The sequence below is a fragment of the Cellulomonas sp. NPDC089187 genome (assembly GCF_040685135.1).
Classification (GTDB): domain Bacteria; phylum Actinomycetota; class Actinomycetes; order Actinomycetales; family Cellulomonadaceae; genus Cellulomonas.
Window position 1 is genome coordinate 281504 of sequence record NZ_JBFBHI010000002.1, and the last position, 20261, is coordinate 301764.

Annotated in this window: 20 protein-coding genes; 9 read left to right on the plus strand and 11 right to left on the minus strand. The window is 70.7% G+C overall.

Annotated elements, in window-relative coordinates; all coding sequences use genetic code 11:
- Positions 1 to 62 precede the first annotated feature (62 nt).
- From AB0N78_RS05605 to hemQ, 4 genes are all read left to right on the plus strand, one after another.
- Complete coding sequence (locus tag AB0N78_RS05605) at positions 63 to 527, plus strand: MarR family transcriptional regulator (protein WP_363386806.1); 465 nt, start codon at positions 63 to 65, stop codon at positions 525 to 527.
- Positions 528 to 636: 109 nt separating this feature from the next.
- Entirely contained in the window at positions 637 to 1158 is a 522-nt protein-coding gene (locus AB0N78_RS05610; protein WP_363386809.1) for a flavodoxin domain-containing protein, read from the plus strand.
- 80 nt (positions 1159 to 1238) lie between these two features.
- Positions 1239 to 2462, plus strand: coding sequence for a ferrochelatase (locus AB0N78_RS05615; RefSeq protein ID WP_363386812.1), 1224 nt, complete (start codon positions 1239 to 1241; stop codon positions 2460 to 2462).
- On the plus strand, positions 2459 to 3193 hold the full coding sequence (gene hemQ, locus AB0N78_RS05620) for a hydrogen peroxide-dependent heme synthase (protein WP_363386815.1): 735 nt from the start codon (positions 2459 to 2461) through the stop codon (positions 3191 to 3193). Before AB0N78_RS05615 ends, hemQ begins: the two co-directional genes overlap by 4 nt.
- A gap of 51 nt (positions 3194 to 3244) precedes the next feature.
- Here hemQ and AB0N78_RS05625 read toward each other — a convergent pair whose 3' ends face one another.
- From AB0N78_RS05625 to AB0N78_RS05635, 3 genes are read right to left on the minus strand one after another with little or no spacing between them, the layout of a single operon-like run.
- On the minus strand, positions 3245 to 3595 hold the full coding sequence (locus tag AB0N78_RS05625) for an META domain-containing protein (protein ID WP_363386818.1): 351 nt from the start codon (positions 3593 to 3595) through the stop codon (positions 3245 to 3247).
- A 29-nt stretch (positions 3596 to 3624) separates the two neighbouring features.
- On the minus strand, positions 3625 to 4647 hold the full coding sequence (locus tag AB0N78_RS05630; RefSeq protein WP_363386821.1) for an LLM class flavin-dependent oxidoreductase: 1023 nt from the start codon (positions 4645 to 4647) through the stop codon (positions 3625 to 3627).
- 39 nt (positions 4648 to 4686) lie between these two features.
- The gene (locus AB0N78_RS05635; protein WP_363386824.1) at positions 4687 to 5973 is read right to left on the minus strand and encodes a Glu/Leu/Phe/Val dehydrogenase; all 1287 of its coding nucleotides are present in this window, start codon (positions 5971 to 5973) and stop codon (positions 4687 to 4689) included.
- 184 nt (positions 5974 to 6157) lie between these two features.
- Here AB0N78_RS05635 and AB0N78_RS05640 point away from each other — a divergent pair, with 184 nt between their 5' ends.
- Together AB0N78_RS05640 and AB0N78_RS05645 are read left to right on the plus strand one after the other, a co-directional pair.
- The gene (locus AB0N78_RS05640; protein ID WP_363386826.1) at positions 6158 to 6652 is read left to right on the plus strand and encodes a hypothetical protein; all 495 of its coding nucleotides are present in this window, start codon (positions 6158 to 6160) and stop codon (positions 6650 to 6652) included.
- Positions 6649 to 7071: a hypothetical protein gene (locus AB0N78_RS05645; RefSeq protein WP_363386829.1), complete on the plus strand. Its 423-nt coding sequence runs from the start codon at positions 6649 to 6651 to the stop codon at positions 7069 to 7071. Before AB0N78_RS05640 ends, AB0N78_RS05645 begins: the two co-directional genes overlap by 4 nt.
- A 27-nt stretch (positions 7072 to 7098) precedes the next feature.
- On the opposite strand, the gene AB0N78_RS05650 is transcribed toward AB0N78_RS05645, so the two are convergent.
- Both AB0N78_RS05650 and AB0N78_RS05655 read right to left on the minus strand, forming a co-directional pair.
- On the minus strand, positions 7099 to 7893 hold the full coding sequence (locus AB0N78_RS05650; RefSeq protein ID WP_363386832.1) for an aldo/keto reductase: 795 nt from the start codon (positions 7891 to 7893) through the stop codon (positions 7099 to 7101).
- A complete protein-coding gene (locus AB0N78_RS05655; protein WP_363386835.1) occupies positions 7890 to 8705 on the minus strand; it encodes an AraC family transcriptional regulator in 816 nt (271 codons plus the stop codon). Before AB0N78_RS05655 ends, AB0N78_RS05650 begins: the two co-directional genes overlap by 4 nt.
- Positions 8706 to 8815: 110 nt before the next feature.
- Between AB0N78_RS05655 and AB0N78_RS05660 the strand changes: the two genes are divergently transcribed.
- Positions 8816 to 12187: a proline dehydrogenase family protein gene (locus tag AB0N78_RS05660; RefSeq protein WP_363386838.1), complete on the plus strand. Its 3372-nt coding sequence runs from the start codon at positions 8816 to 8818 to the stop codon at positions 12185 to 12187.
- A 32-nt stretch (positions 12188 to 12219) separates the two neighbouring features.
- Here AB0N78_RS05660 and AB0N78_RS05665 read toward each other — a convergent pair whose 3' ends face one another.
- From AB0N78_RS05665 to AB0N78_RS05685, 5 genes are all read right to left on the minus strand, one after another.
- Positions 12220 to 13248 carry a LacI family DNA-binding transcriptional regulator gene (locus AB0N78_RS05665; protein WP_363386841.1) on the minus strand — a complete coding sequence of 343 codons (1029 nt, stop codon included), beginning with the start codon at positions 13246 to 13248 and terminating at the stop codon, positions 12220 to 12222.
- Positions 13249 to 13350: 102 nt separating this feature from the next.
- A complete protein-coding gene (locus AB0N78_RS05670; RefSeq protein WP_363386844.1) occupies positions 13351 to 14265 on the minus strand; it encodes a carbohydrate ABC transporter permease in 915 nt (304 codons plus the stop codon).
- Positions 14262 to 15392, minus strand: coding sequence for a sugar ABC transporter permease (locus AB0N78_RS05675; protein WP_363386847.1), 1131 nt, complete (start codon positions 15390 to 15392; stop codon positions 14262 to 14264). Before AB0N78_RS05675 ends, AB0N78_RS05670 begins: the two co-directional genes overlap by 4 nt.
- Before the next feature lie 91 nt (positions 15393 to 15483).
- Positions 15484 to 16746 (minus strand): extracellular solute-binding protein, encoded by a 1263-nt coding sequence (locus AB0N78_RS05680; RefSeq protein ID WP_363386850.1) that lies wholly within the window; start codon positions 16744 to 16746, stop codon positions 15484 to 15486.
- Positions 16747 to 17040: 294 nt separating this feature from the next.
- A complete protein-coding gene (locus AB0N78_RS05685) occupies positions 17041 to 17544 on the minus strand; it encodes a DUF2505 domain-containing protein (protein WP_363386853.1) in 504 nt (167 codons plus the stop codon).
- Positions 17545 to 17639: 95 nt separating this feature from the next.
- Between AB0N78_RS05685 and AB0N78_RS05690 the strand changes: the two genes are divergently transcribed.
- Entirely contained in the window at positions 17640 to 19127 is a 1488-nt protein-coding gene (locus tag AB0N78_RS05690) for a histidine kinase N-terminal domain-containing protein (RefSeq protein ID WP_363386856.1), read from the plus strand.
- 80 nt (positions 19128 to 19207) lie between these two features.
- On the opposite strand, the gene AB0N78_RS05695 is transcribed toward AB0N78_RS05690, so the two are convergent.
- Entirely contained in the window at positions 19208 to 19456 is a 249-nt protein-coding gene (locus tag AB0N78_RS05695; RefSeq protein ID WP_168629619.1) for a WhiB family transcriptional regulator, read from the minus strand.
- Between the two features lie 358 nt (positions 19457 to 19814).
- Here AB0N78_RS05695 and AB0N78_RS05700 point away from each other — a divergent pair, with 358 nt between their 5' ends.
- On the plus strand, positions 19815 to 20219 hold the full coding sequence (locus AB0N78_RS05700) for a hypothetical protein (protein WP_363386859.1): 405 nt from the start codon (positions 19815 to 19817) through the stop codon (positions 20217 to 20219).
- Positions 20220 to 20261: the final 42 nt, after the last annotated feature.

Consider the following 20261-nt stretch of genomic DNA (forward strand, 5'->3'; position numbering starts at 1 on the left):
CGGCCAGCGTACGCAGGCCTCGGTCAGAATGGGGCCCGGCACACCCGCGGAGAGGACAGGCGATGACCGGCGAGGCACGACTGGCGGCGCAGGCCTGGGAGGAGCTGTTCCGCACCCAGGTCGCGATCATGCGTCGCCTGCAACGCGATCCGATCTGGGACCGGATCAGCTTGCGGGAGTACGACGTGCTCTTCACCTTGTCCGGTGCATCGGGGCAGCGGCTGCGGCTGCGGGAACTGGCCGAGTCGAGTCTGCTGAGCCAACCGAGTCTGAGCCGGATGGTGGAGCGGCTGGAGCAAGACGGCTGGGTGCGGCGGCTGCGCGATCCCGAGGACGGTCGCGGGGTGCTGGTCACGTTGACCCAGGAGGGCGCGCAGTTGCAGAAGGAGGTCGGTCGGCGGCATGTCGAGGCGATCGCGCACTATGTCGGCGGGGCGTTGGACGACGCGCAGCTGCACGAACTGATCCGGGTCACCGGGGCGCTGCGGGCGGCGCAGTCCGGTATCGCTGAGCTGCCCCGTCCCTGACCATCGGGGGACCTCCGGCCCACGACAGGGGCGCTGGAGGCACGGACCATGGATCGGGTCGGGTGCGTAGACCGCGCCCCGAGTCCGTCATAGCCGCAGGAGGGGACCCATGCGCGTCTTGATCACGGTGGCCTCGCGTCATGGCGCCACCGCCGAGATCGGCACTGCCATCGGCCGGGTGCTCTCCGAGGCGGGTCACCATGTGCGGGAGGTCGCGCCGCAGGACGTCACCACGCTGGACGATGTGGAGGCGGTGGTGCTCGGGTCGGCGGTCTACACCGCGCACTGGCTGCCCGCTGCCCGGGACTTCGCCAAGCGCTGGGAGGACGAGCTGCGGGCGCGCCGGGTGTGGGTGTTCTCCTCCGGGCTGGCGACGCAGCCGGCCGCGTCCGCGAACTCCCCGCACGAGCTGATGGCCCTGCGGGAGCGGGTGGGCGCGTTGGGCCACCGCTCCTTCGCCGGTCGGTTGCAGCGCAGTGAGCTGGCCTTCGCCGAGCGGGCGTTGATCGCCGGTGCGCGCGCCAAGGAAGGCGACCACCGTGACTTCGAGGCGGTGGCGGCCTTCGCGCGCGAGATTGCTGATCAGCTCGCCACCCTGCCCGCACCGACCGCCGCCGGACCGGGGAACTGACGCCGCGTCAGGACAAGATCACGGCGGGAGAGCGCTCCGGTGGGAATTCTTGAACCGTTCAAGATGCCATGATGCTGGACGTGACTGCTGCACTCTCGACGTCGTCGTCGCTCGCCCCGTATGACGCGGTGCTCCTGCTCTCCTTCGGAGGGCCCGAGCAGCCAGAGGATGTGCTCCCCTTCATGCGCAATGTGACCCGGGGGAAGGGCATCCCGGAGGAGCGGCTGGTCGAGGTCAGCCAGCACTACGCGCTCTTCGGTGGCAAGAGCCCAATCAACGACCAGAACCGCGCCCTGCTGGCCGCCCTGCGGGCCGAGCTGGACGCCCGCGGGATCGACGTGCCGCTGGCCTGGGGCAACCGGAACTGGGAGCCCTACACCGACGGCGCGTTGGAGTCGCTGCGCGCGCAGGGCCACCGCCGCGTGCTGGCCCTGGTGACCAGTGCCTACGGCTCCTACTCCGGGTGCCGTCAGTATCGCGAGCACGTCTCTGCGGCGCTGCGCGAGCTGGGCGCTGCGGACACCGACCCGACCGGGGATCTGGGCAGTGCGGGCCTGCGGGTGGACAAGCTCCGGCACTACTTCAACAACCCCGGATTCGTGCGGGCCAACGCGGACGCCGTGATCGAGGCCTACCTCGAACTGGCCGAGCGCACCGGACGCCCGGTGACCGCACTGCTCGCCGAGGCACCGCTGCTGTTCGTCACGCACTCGATCCCGTTGGCGATGGAGGCGGGTTCCGGTGCTCGCCGTCCGTCCTATCTGACCCAGCACCAGGAGGTCGCCCGGGAGGTGGCCGCGCTGGTCGCCCAGCGTTTCGGCACCGCACCCGAGCACAGCCTGGCGTTCTGCTCCCGCTCCGGCCCGCCGCAGCAGCCCTGGTTGGAGCCGGACATCAACGATGTGCTGACCGAGCGTGCCGGTGCGGGCGTGACCGCCGTCGTGATGTCCCCGATCGGCTTCGTCTCCGACCACATGGAGGTCGCCTTCGACCTCGACACCGAGGCGATGGCCACCGCTGAGGGGCTGGGTATCACTGCGGTGCGGGCCGGATCGGCCTCCACCCGACCGTCCTTCGTCACCGGGCTGGTCGACATGATCGAGGAGCGCGCCGCCCGGGAGCGGGGCGAGGACGTCACCCCGATCACCACCGGCGAGTTCGGCCCCTGGCCGGACCGCTGCGCCGCCGGGTGCTGCTTCCAGCGCGCCGGACAGGACACCGGCATCCCGGCGATCGCCGGATCGGACCACGCAGGCTGCGACGATGCGGGCTGCGCCAGCACGGAGGAGACACACGCACCATGAGCACCACCCCGCAGGACGGCGGCCACAGCCCCGACATCGCCGCACAGATCAACGATTCGCTCCGCTACGCGATGTACGCGGTCTTCGAGGTTGCCACCCCGCTGCCCGCGGATGCCGCAGCCCGGCAGGCGATGGTCGCCGAGGTCCTGGCCGACCTGACCGGTGACGCCCGTCCGGACGACCTGGTGGTGCGCGGCTGGTACGACGTGGCCGGTCTGCGCGCCGACGCCGACCTGATGGTGTGGTGGCACGGACCCTCGGTCGAGTCGGTGCAGGAGGCCTACCACCGGCTGCGGGCCAGCGACCTGGGCGCCCACCTGATCCCGGTGTGGTCCGTGGTGGCCATGCACCGCCCGGCGGAGTTCAACCGCGGGCACGTCCCGGCGTTCCTGGCGGGGGAGGACCCGCGCGCCTACCTGTGCGTGTACCCCTTCGTGCGGTCCTACGACTGGTACGTGCTTCCGGATGACGAGCGCCGCGAGCTGCTGCGCGAGCACGGGCACGCCGCCCGCGACTACGCCGATGTCCGGGCGAACACCCTGGCGTCCTTCGCCCTCGGGGACTACGAATGGATCCTCGGCTTCGAGGCCGATGAGCTGCACCGGATCGTGGATCTGATGCGCGATCTGCGGGCCACCGGTGCCCGGCTGCATGTGCGCGAGGAGACCCCGTTCTACACCGGCCCCAAGGTGGAGCTCGGCGCGTGGGCGGAGCGCCAGCCCCGCGAGTGAACAGACCGACGAACGCCCCCGTGGAGGAAGCCACGGGGGCGTTCGCGCGTCTCAGGCCAGCTCGGACTCCGGCGGTGCGGGCACCAATCGGGCGGTGTGCCCGTCCTGCGCGGACAGCAGCAGCTCGTCTTCGGCGACGGTGATGGTCAGCGGAGTGGCCAGCAGACCCAGCAGGGCGCGTTCGACCGCCATCCGCTGCGGCGGTCCGGCCATCAGAGTGGTCACCATCGGCCCGAAGACCAGCCGCCCGTCGGTCAGCGACCAGGTGCCACGCACTCGGTTCACCCCGCCGTGCCCGTAGACCTGACCGTCCTGCTCGAAGTGCAGCACCGGGGCGCGGTCACCCACGTCGTCCCCGGACAGATCTGTGAGCATCCAGCTGCGACCGACGACCTCGTCCATCCGGCGATGATGTCACCGCCCGCCGGGGCTCACCACAGGGCGGCGATCTGCTCCAGCGTGCTGATCCGGTCGGCGACGTCGTAGGTGGTGGCGGTGAGCATGAGCTCATCGGCATCCACCCGGTCCACCAGGGTGCGCAGCTCGGTGACGGCCTGCTCGGCGGTGTCGGTGATCTGGGTGCCCGGGATCTGCGCCATGATCGCCCGACCGTCCGGGTCGGCCTCCAGGGCGTCCAGCAGCTGCTCGGCCTCCTCCGGGGTGACGATCGGGGCGAGGGGGCCACGGGTGCGCAGCCGGAGCATCATGACCCGCGAGGGCCCTGACAACCAGGCGGCATGCTCTGCACTGTCCGCCACGATCACTGAGGAGGACACCATGAACTTCGGCCGGGGCTGCACCGCGGAGGGCTGGAACCCGCTCCGGTAGGCCTGCGCCGCCTGCTCGGTCAGTCCGGTGTTGAAGTGGTGCGCGTAGCTGAACGCCAACCCCAGTCGGGCGGCCAGCTGCGCGCTGTACAGGCTGGACCCCAAGAGCCAGACCTCCGGGGTGCCGGAGGCCGACGGGGTGGCGACCAGGCGGGTCGCGGCCGGACTCGGGCTCAGACCGGCGGCGGGTTGCCCCAGCAGCGCCAGGACGTCCACCAGCTCGGCGGGAAAGTCCTCCTCGCCAGTGCGCCGCAGCGCCGAGGCGGTCATCGGATCAGCGCCCGGTGCCCGACCGATGCCCAGGTCGATCCGCCCGGGATGCAGGGCCTCCAGCATGGCGAACTGCTCGGCCACCACCAGCGAGGGATGGTTCGGCAGCATCACCCCACCGGAACCGAGTCGGATTCGTTCGGTGTGCGCACCGAGGTGGGCGATCAGCACCGCGGGGGAGGTGGAGGCTACCGCCGGCATCGAGTGGTGTTCGGCCACCCAGAACCGGTGGAAGCCCAGCCGGTCGGCGGCCTGCGCGAGGGCAGTGCTGTCGGCCAGGGCATCGGAGCTGGTGCGGTCGGTCCCGACACCGGATAGGTCGAGGACGGACAGGGGGACGCTGCGTGGATCAGTCACATCAACTCGCAACGTCCCCCGTCGGTCAGTCCTTCCCGATCAGGGGTACAGACCGCGCAGCTGGTGAGCCTCCGCGACCCGAGCCACCCCGATCACCAGCGCCGCATCGCGGAGAGTCAGCCCGTCGGCCCGGGCGCGGGTGGCGACCGCCTGGTACGCGGTGCGCATCCGGTGCGCCAGCTTCTCCGCGATCTCCGCCTCACTCCACCAGTAGGCCTGGTTCGCCTGCACCCACTCGAAGTAGGAGACGACCACACCGCCCGCATTGGCCAGGATGTCCGGCACCACAGTGATCCCACGTTCGGCCAGCACCCGGTCGCCCTCGGAGGTGGTCGGACCGTTCGCACCCTCCACCACCCAGCGGGCCTTGACCCGCCCGGCGGTGTCCGCGTCCAGCACGTTCTCCACCGCGGCGGGCACCAGCACGTCGACGTCCAGGGCCAGGAGCTCGTCGTTGCCGAGCGGGTCCGCCTGCGGGAAACCCACCACTGATCCGGTCTCCGCCACATGCCGGTGCAGGGCAGCGATGTCCAGACCGTCCGCGGCGTAGACCCCGCCGTTCTCGTCACTGACCGCCACCACCCGGGCACCGCCCTCGGCAAGGAACCGGGCCGCATGTGATCCGACCTTGCCGAAGCCCTGCACCGCACAGGTCACCTCGCGCAGACTGGTCCCGGCATCGGCCAGGGCCGCCTCCGCCGCGTGCACCACACCCCGGGAGGTCGCCGTCGCCCGGCCCAACGACCCACCCACCGCCAGCGGTTTACCGGTGACCACCGCCGGGGTGGTGAAGCCGGTGTTCACCGAGTAGGTGTCCATCACCCAGCTCATGGTCTGTTCGGTGGTGCCGATGTCCGGGGCCATGATGTCCCGCTCCGGCCCGATCACCGGCATCAACTCGGAGGTGTAGCGCCGGGTGACCCGTTCCAGCTCCGCAGTGGAGTACCCGCGCGGATCGATGGCCACCCCGCCCTTGGCCCCGCCGTAAGGCAGGTCGACCACGGCGCACTTCCAGGTCATCCACATCGCCAGGGCCCGCACCTCGTCAATGTCGACCCCGGGCGCGTAGCGCAGTCCACCCTTACCCGGTCCTCGGGAGATGTTGTGCTGCACCCGGTAGCCGGACAGCACCTCGATGCTGCCGTCATCCCGGCGCAGTGGCACCGCGACGTGCAGCTCCCGGCGCGGGGTGGCCAGCATCGCGTGCATCCCCTCGTCGTAGCCGAGCAGCCGCACCGCCGACCGCAGTTGGTCCTGGGCGGTGTCGAGCGGGGAGACCCGGGTGGATTCCGATGCCGCGGGGGTGTGCGGCTCGAGGACGGTCATGCGCTGCCTCCTGGGCGGATGCGACGGTCCCGGGCGGTGCCTCGTCGCACCACCCTGACGGGAGACCGCCGGACGCAGGTCACTGTGCCACAGCGGCGCACCGACCACCCGAGCAGCCACCGGAGGCCACCTGTTTGGGAGCATCCGCACACTCAGCGGGCCGTTGCGCGCCTAGCGTGGAGGGGTGGAGGCACTCATCATCGCTGTCGTGCTGATCCCGCTGATCGGGACCGGCATCGCCCTGCTCGTCGTGCGCAGCAGCCGGTCCCGCCGAGACGGGCTGCGCAGCCTGTTCGATCCGCAGATCGCCGACCCGGTGGCCGGCACGCTCACCGTCACCCACGCCGGGGTGCCCAGTCGTCATGCCCAGAACGCCGCCACCACCCTGGTCGGCGTCCTCCATCTGCCCGGGCAGCCTCCGGTGCCGGTACAAGCCCACGCCATGGTGCCCACCGCGCAGTGGCCGCAGCCCGGGCAGGACCTCCCGGTGGTGGTCGAGCGCTCCGACCCGAACCGGCTCGTGGTGCATTGGGCGTCGGTGCCCTCGGCCGCCGAGCAGGCGATGCGGGTCGCCGAGCAGATGGCCGCGCAGCAGCAGGGCATGGGACAGCAGAGCATGGGACAGCCGCGCATGGGACAGCACGACACCGGGCAGCCCGGTCCGGGGGTGACCCCGTGACGGCGACGACCGTGGTGCTGCTGATCGTCGGGGTGATCCTGCTCCTGATGGCGATCCCGGTGCTCACTGTGGTCCTGATCCGGACGATGGTGCGGCGACGCTTCGCCCCGCAGATCCATCACGGTGTCGCGGGGGAGGTGACCGTGACCGGGATCGGCATCCCGCCGCGGCACGGCACGAACACCTCCGAGCTGGTCGGATTGCTGACCATCCCCGGGCAGGAACCCGTGGTGGTGCAGCAGCGGATCATGGCCTCGAAGGACACCTGGCCTGCGGTGGGCGACCGGCTGCCCGTGGTGGTCGACCCCGTGAACCCGCAGCGGTTCCGGGTGCGATGGGAGCTGGTGCCCTCCGCCACGGACGCCGCCCGGCTGGCGGCCCAGCGGTTGGCAGCCAACCAGCGGGGCGACCAGGCCTAGCCCGATCGCCCCGGCGGTCCGGCGTGCTCAGCTGCCCTGCTTCGAGCCGCCCAACGCATCGATCCGGGCCAGCTCCTCGGCGGACAGCGTGAAGCCGAGCACATCCATATTCGACTCGATCCGCTCCCGGTGCACGGACTTGGGGATCACCACGATGCCGTGGTCGAGGTGCCAGCGCAGCACCACCTGCTGCGGGCTCACCCCGTGCGCGGCGGCGATCTCGGTCAGCACAGGCGCGTCCATATCGGTGCGTTTGAACGGGCTGTACCCCTCGATCTTCACCCCGCGCTCGGCATGCGCAGCGACCAGATCCGCATCCCAGTCGGTCGGGCTCCACGGGATCTGGTTGATCGCCGGGGCCTCACCGGTGGCGGCGATGAGCTCGTCGATCTGCGCGATGGAGTAGTTGGACACCCCGATGTTGCGCACCAAGCCCTCGTCCCGGGCGGCGATGAACTCCCGCCAGGTCTCGGGGGTGGCCTGCTTGTGCGGCGGCCAGTGCACCAACCACAGGTCCAGGTGGTCGGTGCCGAGTTCGGCCAGCGACTCGGTCAGGGTCTGGCGCTCGCGGCCCGCATGATCCGGCGGCAGCTTGGTGGTGACGAACACCCGGTCCCGATCGATGCCGACCGCGGCCAACGCCCGCCCGACCTGGGCCTGGTTGCCGTACCCGGTGGCGGTGTCGATGTGGGTGTAGCCGAGCTCCAGCGCGGTGATCACCGCGCGCTCGGCGTCGTCGCCCTCGGACTGCCAGGTGCCGAGCCCGAGCAGGGGCATGTCGCTGCCGGGCAGCGGGATGGTGGGAATCGGAGCAGAGGTCATGTCTCCATCGTGGACCGCGCCGCCGGGGTCGGCCAGGGGAGCCCACCGGTGGCCGGCAGATCCGCACCGAGGTCCCGGGCCGCCCGGCGGAACTGCGCGGGTGTCTCCCCGGTCAACCGACCGAAGGTGCGGGTGAAGGACGCCTGGTCGTAGAACCCCGCCGCCCGGGCCACCTCGGCCACCGGCAGTGCGGTGCCGCCCAGCAGCGCTGCGGCGTGGTCGACCCGGGCCCGCAGGACGTACTGCTGCGGGGACAGGGCGAACACCCGACGCAGTCGGCGGTCCAGTGCGGCGGGTGAGCATCCGGCGGCGTCGGCCAACTCGGCGACGGTCGGCGGGTGCCCGATCCGGTCCCGCACGACTGTGGCCACCCGGGTCAGCGAGGCAACCGTCTCCGGGTCGGCGTCCTGCCCGCGCAGCGCCTGGGAGATGGACACCAGGCCCACCACAGTGGCGTCTTCCCCGCGCACCGGGGCCTTGGACGTCAGATACCAGCCCGGGGTGCCGCCGGGTCGACGGATCAGCTCCAGTTCGCGGCGCAGCTCCCGGCCCCCGGCCAGCACCATCCGGTCCTGTGCGTCGTAGCGGGCCGCCAACAACGGGTCGAAGAGCTGCACCGCCGTCTTGCCGACCACCCCGCGCCGGGACCGCTCATTGGTCCGCCGGACGAAGGCGTCATTGACCATCACATACCGTCCGTCGACGTCCTTGGCGCAGAACATCGTGCCGGTCAGATCCTCCGCCATGGTCAGCAGGGCGGGGGAGAGCGCGCGGATCAGCGCGGAGGCGGACTGCGCTGGACGGCTGGTCATGATCCGGGCAGCGTAAGCGCTGGGCGATCACGTCGCGGTGTCAGATCCTCGGCGTGGGGAGCGTGGATCGATGCAAGACGACCGCGGGAGCTGGGGGGAACGATCACGCCATGACGACCACCGGCAAGCCGACCCGCTCGGGCAGCGACCTGACCGCACGCGCCGAACACCTGGCTGCGCGCTGGACCGAGGCGACCGAGGCCGATGCCACCCCCGCTGAGCGTCGCGCCACCGAGCGGCTGGCCGCCCTGGTCGCCGACCCTGCGGGGTTGGAGCTGGCGGTGCGGTTCGTGGACCGGGTGGCCCGACCGGAGGATGCCCGGGTGGCGGCCCGCGAGCTGGTGGGACTGGGTCGTCGGGCGGGGGACGCGCGCGGGTTCCTCGGGGTCGCAGACCGAGGCCTGCTCACGCTGGGTGCCGCGGTCGCTCCGGCGCTGCCCCAGGTGGTGGTCCCGGCCGCCCGGATTCGGCTGCGCCAGCTGGTCGGACACCTGGTCGCGGACGCCGGGCCCGGGCTGACCGGACACATCGCCCGGGCCCGGGCCGAGGGATTCCGGCTCAATCTCAACCTGCTCGGTGAGGCCGTCTTGGGGGAGGACGAGGCCGGTCGCCGCCTCCGCCGGATCGAGCAGCTGGTGGTCCGCCCGGATGTGGACTACGTGTCGGTCAAGGTCTCCGCCGTCGCCAGCCAGCTGTCCACCTGGGACACAGCCGGATCGGTGCGTCGGGTGGTGGACCGGCTGCGGCCCCTGTACCGGGTCGCCGCCGCGCACGGGACCTTCCTCAACCTGGACATGGAGGAGTACCGCGACCTGGAGATGACCCTGCGGGTGTTCGCCGAGCTGCTGCGCGACCCGCAGCTGCGTGACTACCGCGCCGGCATCGTGCTGCAGGCGTACCTGCCGGACACCTCCGCGGCGCTGGACGAGCTCACCGATCTGGCCCGGCAGCGGGTGGCCGACGGTGGTGCGCCGCTGAAGGTGCGGCCCGTCAAGGGAGCGAACCTCGCGATGGAGCGAGTGGAGGCCGAGCTGCATGACTGGGCGCAAGCCCCCTACCCGGGCAAGCCCCAGGTGGATGCGCACTATCTGCGGTTGGTCGACACCGCCCTGGAACCTGACCGGATCGCGGCACTACGGGTCGGAGTGGCCAGCCACAACCTGTTCCATGTCGCCTATGCCCATCTGCTGGCCGAGGACCGCGGCGTGGTCGACGGCGTCGATGTGGAGATGCTCCAGGGCATGGCACCGGCCCAGTCCCGCGCGGTGCAGCGCGACACCGGGCAGGTGCTGCTCTACACCCCGGTGGTGGACCGGGACGACTTCGATGTGGCGATCTCCTACTTGGTGCGCCGGTTGGAGGAGAACGCCGCACCGGAGAACTTCCTGCATGCGCTGTTCGCCGAGCAGGAAGCGACCGGCATCGACGCCCAGCGCGCCGCCTTCCGGACCGCGGTCGCCGACTCCGCCACGGTGAGCACCGAGCCCCGCCGCGTGCCCCGATCCCGATCCGCCGACCTTCCGGCACCCGCCGACGACCCGGCACCCGCCGAGGCCGCCGCACCCGCCGAGGCCCTCGGACCCGCGGATGCCACCGGTCTCGCGGGCTTCCGCAACGCCGCCGACACCGATCCTGCGCTGGCGGCCTCCCGCCAGTGGGCAGCCGCCCTGGTTGCCCACGATGTCGCCACGCCGCCCGGTGCGCAGGAGCTGACCGAACCGGCCCAGGTGGACGCGGTGATCGACCGGGCCCGTGCCGCCGCCGCTGCCTGGTCGGCCCGGACCCCTGCGGAACGCGCTGCCGTACTCCGTCGCGCCGCCACGGAGCTGGAGGCCGCCCGTGGCGACCTGGTGGCCACGATGGTCCACGAGGGTGCCAAGACGGTCGCCGAGGCGGACCCGGAGGTCAGCGAGGCCGTCGACTTCGCCCGCTACTACGCCGCCCGCGCCCAGGACCTCACCGACGACGCGGTGCCCGGTGCCCGCTTCCGGCCCGCCGGGATCACCCTGGTGACCCCGCCCTGGAACTTCCCGGTGGCGATCCCGACCGGGTCGGTGCTGGCGGCGCTCGCGGCCGGTTCCCCGGTGGTGATCAAGCCCGCCCCGCAGACCCCGCGCTGTGTGCAGGTGGCGATGGCGGCGGTGCAGCGCGCCCTGGCGGCGCACGATGTCATGCCGGATGTGCTCCAGACCGTCCTCACCGACGAGGGCGACACCGGCCGTCGACTGATCACCCACCCCGCGGTGGATCGGTTGCTGCTCACCGGAGCACTGGACACCGCCCGGTTGTTCGCGGGGTGGCGGCCCGAGCTGGACGTCATGGCCGAGACCTCCGGCAAGAACGCACTGGTGATCACCCCGTCGGCTGATGTCGATCTGGCGGTGGCCGATCTGGTCCGCTCCGCCTTCGGCCACGCCGGGCAGAAGTGTTCGGCCGCATCGCTGGCGATCCTGGTCGGCTCGGCCGGGCGGTCGGACCGACTGCGGCGGCAACTGGCCGACGCGGTGACCTCCGTGCGAGTCGGAGCCGCGGACGACCTGGGCACGACGATGGGTCCGCTGATCGAACCGGCGCAGGGCAAGCTCCTGCGGGCCCTGACCACCCTGGACGAGGGGGAGAGCTGGCTGGTCGAACCGCGCCGCCTGGACGACACCGGGCGGCTCTGGTCGCCCGGCGTCAAGCTCACGCGGCCGGGCAGCTGGTTCCACCGGACCGAGTGCTTCGGACCGGTGCTCGGTGTGATCCGGGTGGAGACTCTTGACCAGGCGATCGCGGTGCAGAACGACGTCGACCTTGGTCTCACCGGCGGGCTGCACTCGCTGGACCCGACGGAGATCGACCACTGGTTGGACCGGGTGGAGGTCGGCAACGCCTACGTGAACCGGCACATCACCGGCGCGGTGGTGCAGCGTCAGCCCTTTGGCGGCTGGAAGGCGTCGGTGGTCGGCCCGGGCGCGAAAGCCGGTGGGCCGCACTACGTCGCACAGCTCGGCCGCTGGCAGGACGCGCCCGAGGTCGCCGCGTTGGACGACGACGCCTGGTTGGCCTGGGCGGTGCGCGATGACGCGCGCTGCTGGGCGGAGCGGTTCGGGATCACCCACGACCCCACCGGTCTGGCCGCGGAGGAGAACACGCTGCGCTACCGCCCGATCCCGCGGCTGACCGTCCGGGTCGGGGCGGACGCCCGCGCGCGAGATCTACGCCGTGTGCTCGCCGCCGCCCGGATCGCCGGGGTCCCGGTGGAGGTCGACCGGGGTGAGGACTTCGAGCAGCGAGTAGCCGCAGGCCAGGTCAGCGGGCGGGTCCGGGTGATCGGATCGGCACCGGGGCTGCGCGCTGCGGCGGCCCGCCGGGTCGGGGAGGTGACGGTGCTGGACGGTCCGGTGTTGGCCTCGGGGGAGCGGGAGTTGCTGACCGTGCTGCGTGAACAGGCGGTCAGTCGGACTCGGCACCGGTTCGGGCACCTCGACCCGACGCGCTGATCATCGCCCGACACCCCCGCTGAAGGAGCGGCTCAGGCCGAGTCCCGGATCACCAGTTCCGGCTCGAAGATCATCGGCTGCTCCCGGGCGGGCTCCCCGCGCAACTGCGCGACCAACTCGGCACCCGCGGCGCGCGCCATCGCCACCACCGGCTGCGTGATCGTGGTCAACGCGGGCTTGGTGGTGACCGCCATCCCACTGTTGTCGTAGCCGACGATCGCCAGGTCATCGGGAATCACCCGACCCGCCGCGCTCAACACCGGGACCGCCCCGGCGGCCATCAGGTCGGAGGCGATGAACACGGCGTCCACGTCCGGGAACCGCTCCACCAGTTCGCGCGCGGCGGAGGCACCACCGTCCAGGGTGAAGTCCCCGGTCACGATTGCGTCGTCGGCGAGTCCCGCCGCCCGCACAGCCTGACGCCAGCCCTCCAAGCGGTCCAGGCCCGCGCTCATATCCGCAGGCCCGGTGATGGTGGCAATCCGACGACGGCCGATCGAGATCAGATGCTGGGTGGCCAGACGTGCCCCGCCGACGTTGTCGGTGTCGATCAGCGACAGCCGGCTGCGCGTGGTGAATGGCCGCCCCATGAACACCGTGGGCAGACCGGACTCCTCCAGGGCGCGGTCGATGCTGTCGTCGCGGTGGTGACTGACGATGATCGCCCCGTCCACGTGTCCGGCGCGCAGGTAGCGCACAGTCCGGCTCGCGTCATCCGGTCGGGCGATCAGCAGCAGCAGCTGGAGATCCGAGTCGGATAGGGCCAGACTCACGCCGTTCAGCACTCCGGCGAAGAACGGGTCGGAGAGCACACGCTCATCCGGTTCCGGGACCACCAGCGCCACCGAGTCGGTGCGCCGGGTGACCAGGGATCGGGCGGCTCGGTTCGGGGTGTATCCGAGTGCCGACACGGCGTCGGCGACCGCGATCATCGCCTCGGGGGAGACCCGATCCCCGCCGTTGATTGCGCGGGAGGCGGTGGAGCGCGAGACCCCAGCGCGTTCGGCGACCTGCTCCAGGGTGGGTGGGGTGTGCAATGGCGTGACGGTCTGATCGACCATGTGGTCCCCCTCTGCTCGTGATGCTCACGTCGGTGACGCAGCAGTGGATACGCGGGCCCCCACGCGGGGTCGAGCGAACCCGACCCCGCGCGAAGCCTAGCGTCAGCCCTTCACGGCTCCGGCCATGATGCCGGCGACCAGCTGCCGTCCGGCGATCACGAACAGCACCAGCAGCGGCACCACGGAGATCACCACACCGGCCATGATCAGGGACATGTCCTTGAAGAAGGACGCCTGCAGCAGCTGCAAGGCCACCGGCAGGGTCGGGTTCTGGGTGCCCAACACGATGGACGGCCAGAAGAAGTTCGTCCAGGACCCGATGAAGGTGAACAGCGCCAGCATGGCCGCCGCCGGACGCGCCGCGGGCAGCGCCACGTGCCAGAACGTCCGGATCATCGACGCACCGTCCACCCGGGCGGCCTCGATCAGCTCGTAGGGCAGCGCCGACTCCAGGTACTGGGTCATCCAGAACACCCCGAAGGCGGTCACCAGACCGGGCAGGATCACCGCGAGCAGGTTCCCGACCAGGTCCAGTTCCCGCATCACGATGAATAGCGGGACCACACCGAGCTGGGTCGGCACCGCCATGGTCGCGATCACGAACACCAGCAGCGGACCCCGGCCACGGAACCGCAGCTTGGCGAACGAGAACCCGGCCAGGGTGGAGAACAGCACCACCGAGGCAGAGGTGACCACGGCGACGATCACCGAGTTCAGGAACGCCTGCGGGAGGTTGATGTTCGCGTCCAGCACCCGCTGCAGGTTGTCCAGCAGGTTGCCGCCCAGGCCGAGGCCCGGGATCGGGTTCTGTGCGATCTCGCTGGCGGTGGAACTGGCCAGCTGGAGCGCGTAGTACAGCGGGTAGGCCGAGCCCAGCACCACGATGGTGAGGATCAGATAGGTGACCCACCCGGCGCGACGCCCCTCGGAGGTCTGCCGCTGCTTGCGCTTGCGTGCGGCGGCCCGGGCGGCGCCACGTCCGGCGCTCTGCTCGAGCATGGGGATCGAGGTGCTCATCGCGCGGTCCTCTCGCTGGAGCCGGTGGTGGGATCGTCGTCGTCTGGTTCGAGGACCGGATCGGTGACGGGCGTGGCCGCGGGGGCAGGGGCTGCGGCGATCGCCGCCGAGCGGGTTGCTGCCGCGGGCAGGGCCGGCTTGCGCTTCTGCTTCTTGGTGCCGCTGGAGGAGATCATCCGGGTCAGCGCGAAGTTCAGGATCGCGAAGACGATGATCACGAGGAACAGCAGCCAGGCCACCGCGGCGGCACGGCCGAGGTTGTTAGTGCGCCAGCCGAGGTCGCGCAGATACAGCGTCAGGGTCAGCCACTGACCACTGGAACCGCCCTTGCCGGCCTGATCGAACATGCGCGGCTCGTCGTAGATCTGCAGACCACCGATGGTGGAGGTGATCACCACGAAGATCACCGTCGGGCGCAGCATCGGGATGGTGATCGACCGGAACTGACGCCACCGCGCGGCACCGTCGATGGTCGCCGCCTCATAGAGGTCACGCGGGATGGCCTGCATCGCGGCCAGGAAGATCAGCGCGTTGTAGCCGATCCACCGGAAGTTCACCATGGTGGCGATCGCCAAGTGGGAGGGCAGCGTCTGGGAGTGCCAGCCGATCGGGTCGATGCCGATCTGGCCGAGCAGCGTGTTGATCACGCCGGAGCCGTCCGCGAACAGCTTGGAGAAGATCAGCGCGACGGCCACCGGGGCCACCACGTAGGGGAGCAGGACACCCATCCGCCAGAACGTCTTGGCGCGGAGGTTCGCGTCCAGCATCGCCGCGATGATCAGGGCCGCGATCATCTGGGGCACGGTCGACAGCACGAAGATGCTGAAGGTGTTGCCCAGTGCCTTCCAGAAGTTCGGCTGGCCCAGGATGAACTGGAAGTTCTCCATCCCGACGAACTCACCCTGGCCGCCGAGCAGGCTCCACTCGTGCACCGACACCCAGGCGGTGTAGAGCAGCGGGAACAGGCCAACGATGGCAAACAGGATGAAGAACGGAGAGATGTACAGGTAGGGAGAGAGCTTGACGTCCCACTTGCCCAGCTGCTGACGGAAGCCGATCTTCCGCGGCGGGCGGGGGTCGTCGACGCTGCCGGGGGTGACCGGCGGGGTGGTGGTCGAGGTGGCCATGGTGGTCCTTCGCGCAAGAGGCTCAACGGCTGGGTGGGGGAGCGGCCCGCCGACTGAGGTCAGCAGGCGGGCCGCTCCGGGTGGCTGAGGATCAGCCCAGCGCGTTCACCGCGTCCTCGAACTGCTTCCAGGAGGAGGCAGCGTCGTCGGTCTTGTCGACCGTGACCCGGTTGATCGCGTCGGCCATCGCCGAGTTGATCGCGAAGTAGTTCGGGCCCTTGTAGGGGTTCACCGAGATTCGGTCGGCCTGCTCGGCGAAGATCTGGCCGATCGGGGCGTCGTTGAAGAACTCGTTGGTGATGCCCGCCAGCTCGTCGGACTTCTGCGCCTCGACCTGGCTCGGGTAGTTACCCGTGGTCTGGAACGCCTTGATCTGCTGCTCCGGGGCGGTCAGCCAGTCGGCCAGCGCCTTGGCCTCCTCCGGGTGCTCGGACTGCGCGGGGACGGTCAGGAAGGACCCGCCCCAGTTGCCGCCGCCACCGGGGAAGACATTGGCGATGTCCCACCCCTCGACACCCGCGGCGTTGCCCTCGATGACACCGAGCATCCAGGACGGTGCCAGCATCACGGCGAAGCCGTCGTTCTGGAACGCGGCAACCCAGTCCTCGGACCACTGGCTCAGCCCGGCGGACAGGTCAGCGTGCTCCAGGACACCCTCGTAGATGTCCTTCACCTCGGGGTTCTCCAGGGCGATGATGTCGTTGGTCTCGGGGTCCTCGTAGGACTCCTCGACCTGGTTGATCTGACCCTGGTAGATGGTGGACGAGGCGTCGTAGAACGGAACGCCGGTGCCCGCCGCGGTGAACTGCTCACCCACGGAGTAGAAGTCGTCCCAGCTGGCGTCCTCGCCGCCGAAGAGCTCAGCCACCGACTCCGGGTCGCTGGGCAGGCCGGCGGCCTCGAACAGGTCGGCACGGTAGGCAATGGCCTCCGGGCCGATGTCGGTGCCGTAGCCGAGCAGCTGACCGTCCTGCGTGGTGGCCTGGGCGGTCTTCCAGTCCTGCCAGCGGCCCTCGACCGAGTCGGAGGTCAGGTCGGTGAACTGGTCGGCGTACTGCATGATCTCGGGCATCCAGTCGACCTCGACACCGGCGACGTCCGCCAGGCCGGAGCCGGAGGCCATCCCGGTGTTGAACTTCTCCCGGGCCTCGTCCGAGGTCGCGGCCTTGTCGTGCACCACCGTGATGTCGGGGTTCAGCTCCATGTACTCGTCGAGCAGCTCGTCGTAGCCCCACTCGTTGAAGGTGGAGACGGTGAGCGTGATCTTGCCGTCGCTGCTCTCGCCGTCACCGGACCCGCCGGAGGAGCAGGCGGTGGCGAGCAGGGCGACGGAGGTGGCTCCGGCGATGGCCATCCAGGTGGTTCTCGTGCTTCGGCGCACTGGGGACTCCCTTGTCGATCGAACGGCGTCATCGCCGTTGAAGAACGACGCCCGATCCGGGGCGTCGATGCCCGGCCATGGAAGCGTTCCCAACAGGGTGCGGGAGCGTTCCCACGGCGTGCGGCCGACTCTCGTCCGAATCGCGGGACGGTGTCAAGCCGTGGAGGCTGGTGGAAGCGATCCCATGGGTCGTTTTCGCTGGTCAGCGCGGTGTGCAACCGAGCCGTGTTACCCAATCGTTATGGCTGGGTCGGCCCTGTGAGTCGGTCAGGAGTCGCCGGTGCGCAGGTACTCGCGCGCCACGGCCTCCTCGGCCTCCAGCGCGGAACGGACCGCCTTGGCCGCGGCCTCCTCGACCATGGCACCGAACAGCGGCACATTCGCCTTCAGGTCACCGTCGTAGACGACCCGCGAGGAGCCCTCACCCGGGACGAGCGCCACGGTGCCGGTCAGTCGCACGGGTGCTCCGGCGATCTCCACCGCGACGGTGCCGCGTCGTCCGCCGTCCGCGCCTGGGGCCTCCCACGCCTCGGCCTGCCGAACCTCAAGCCGGTCACCGATGAACGCTCGCGCCTGGGCGGGAATCAGGTCGGTCGGCAGCGCCCGACGTGTGGTCACCGTGAACGCGCCCTCCTCACCCGGGGTGACATCGACGTGCAGGACCTCGCCGCCACTGGCCGCCACCTTGGCCCGGACGTACACCGGATCGGCGAGCATCCGCCCGGCGGTGTGCGCGTCGGCGTCAAGGGTGAGCGGGACCTGCAGGTGCACGGCGGAGGCTCCTTCATCGGACGGGATGGCACGACTCTAGCCCGGTCACTGGGCATGACGCCCGGGTTCGCCCACCCGCCGCCTAGGCTGTGCGGGTGTCCACTCTCAGCGAGCTCGTCCAGCGCCACAGCGACCTCGACGCGGCCGACCTGGAGTGGCTGCACCTGTTGGTCGGCGACTGGCAGGTCATCTCCGATCTGGCGTTCGCCGACCTGGTGCTGTGGTTGCCCGACCGGGACGGGGACTTCGTGGCCATCGCCCAGTGCCGGCCCAGCACCGGGGCCACCGTGCACTACGACGACGTGGTCGGCTCGCACCCGCCCGAGGGTCAGCGCGGGCAACTACAACGTTCCCTCACCGAGGTGCGGGCACAACGCTCCCGCGAACCGCGCTGGTTCGGGTCCTACGCGGTGCGCGAGGAGGCGGTGCCGGTGGTCCGCGACGGTCGACCGATCGCGGTGATCGCCCGGCAGACCAACCTCGGCGGGGTGCGCACCCCCAGCCGGTTGGAGCTGAACTACGTCGAGGCCGCCGACGACCTGATGGGCATGATCGTGCGCGGAGAGTTCCCGCTGCCGGACGCCGCCACCGGTCCGCGCCGCGGAGCGCCCCGCGTCGGCGACGGTCTGATCCGGCTGAACTCCGAGGGCGAGGTGCTGTACGCCAGCCCGAATGCGCTCAGCTGCTTCCACCGGCTCGGCGCGATGGACGATCTGGTCGGCCGATCCCTGGTGGAGGTCGTCGCTGATCTGGTCGAGGCCCAGCACTCCCAGGTCGACGAGTCGATGCCGCTGGTCCTCACCGGCCGCGCGCCCTGGCGCACCGACATCGAGGCGCACGGTGTCGCGCTGTCCCTGCGGGCGGTGCCGCTGTCCGAGGGCAAGGAGCGGATCGGCGCGGTGCTGCTCTGCCGGGACGTCTCCGAGCTGCGCCGCCGTGAGCGCGAGCTCATCACCAAGGACGCCACCATCCGGGAGATCCACCACCGGGTGAAGAACAACCTGCAGACCGTCGCGGCCCTGCTCCGGTTGCAGGCCCGCCGGATGGATGTGCCCGAGGCTCGCGCGGCGCTGGAGGAGGCGATGCGCCGGGTCGCCACCATCGCTCTGGTGCACGAGACCCTCTCCCAGACTCTGGATGAGACGGTGCACTTTGATGAGCTGGTGGGACGCAGTCTGCGCCTGGCCGCGGATGTCGCCTCCGCTGGTGCCAGCGTGCGAACCGTCGTTCAGGGCTCGTTCGGGGCGGTGTCCGCCGAGGACGCCACCGCGTTGGCCCTGGTCCTCACCGAGCTGGTGACCAACGCGGTCGAGCACGGTCTGGCCGGACGAGACTCCGGCACGGTGGAGATCAGCGCCGACCGTCGTGACGACGAGCTGGTGGTCACGGTCGCGGACGACGGTGCGGGGATCCCCGATGGTGCGGGCGCTGGCAGCGGGCTCGGCACCACCATCGTGTCCACGCTGGTCACCAACGAGCTGCGCGGCTCCATCGACTGGTCCGCCCGCGAGGGCGGCGGCACCCAGGTGACATTGCGCGCGATGCTCCGGGCTCCAGGGCGCGAGGCGAACACGGTCGCCTGAGGACTCCACTCCCGAGACAGCGCGATGCCCGCCACCCCGAGGGGATGGCGGGCATCGGATCCGCGTGGAGGGCGGAGGGTTCAGGAGGCGCGGCGCTGGCGGGCGGTGCGGCGCTTGAGCGCGCGGCGCTCGTCCTCGGACAGGCCGCCCCAGACGCCGGCATCCTGACCGGACTCCAGGGCCCACTTGAGGCAGGTGTCCACGACGTCGCAGCGACGGCAGACGGCCTTAGCCTCCTCGATCTGCAACAGAGCCGGACCGGTGTTCCCGATCGGGAAGAACAGCTCCGGGTCCTCGGTCAGACACGCGGCACGGTGGCGCCAATCCATCGCTAACTCCTCACGCACACAGGGGGAGCCGCCTCATGAGGGCTGGGCGGCTGGCGCAAACGAACACGACCGACTCACGCGAAAGACGTGGGGGGCGTGAGCGTCGGCGCTCGGGGGATCACTGCTGCATCAAGAGTCACATGGGCCACGCGCAGCGCACAAGGGGTTACGTGGAGGTTTCTGGCACGTAACCATTGAGGTGTCGGTCACATCGGTGTGGATCCAGGACGCCCCAGCACCCCGCACGCTACCTCTCCGGGAGTCGTCGACACCAATCCGGCACCGCGGAGTCCGCGTCCTGGGACGCAGGTCCCGGATGAGGGGTGACGCTGCTGGTTGGCGGCGTAGGGTCGTCGTCGTGACCGCGCAGAACTCGGCCGCTCCAGCCACCCGTCCGACCGCCATCGCCGTCCTGTGCGCGCTGTTGGCTGTCGAGATCGCCGCCCTGGTGGCGGCCGCCATCGCCGCGATCGTGCAGTGGGTGCGAGGCAGTGACCTGCCCGGCCCGCTCGCCTTCATGGCGGTGATCGCCGTGCTGTCCGCGCTGGTGTTGGGTGCCGCCACCCGGAGCCTGTGGCGGGGCGGTGCCCGGTGGGCTCGCTCGCCAGTCATGTTCTGGCAGATCCTGTTGATCGTGCTCTCTCTCGGGTGGATGGGCGTGGACGGGAGCCTCTGGACCGCGGCGGTGCTCGCCCTCGCGCTGGTCGCCGCCATCACGCTGGTCCGCAAACCCGTGGTGGCCTGGACAGTGCCCGGCGACTGACCGGTCAGCGCAGCACGACGCCCCCGCAACCATGGCTGCGGG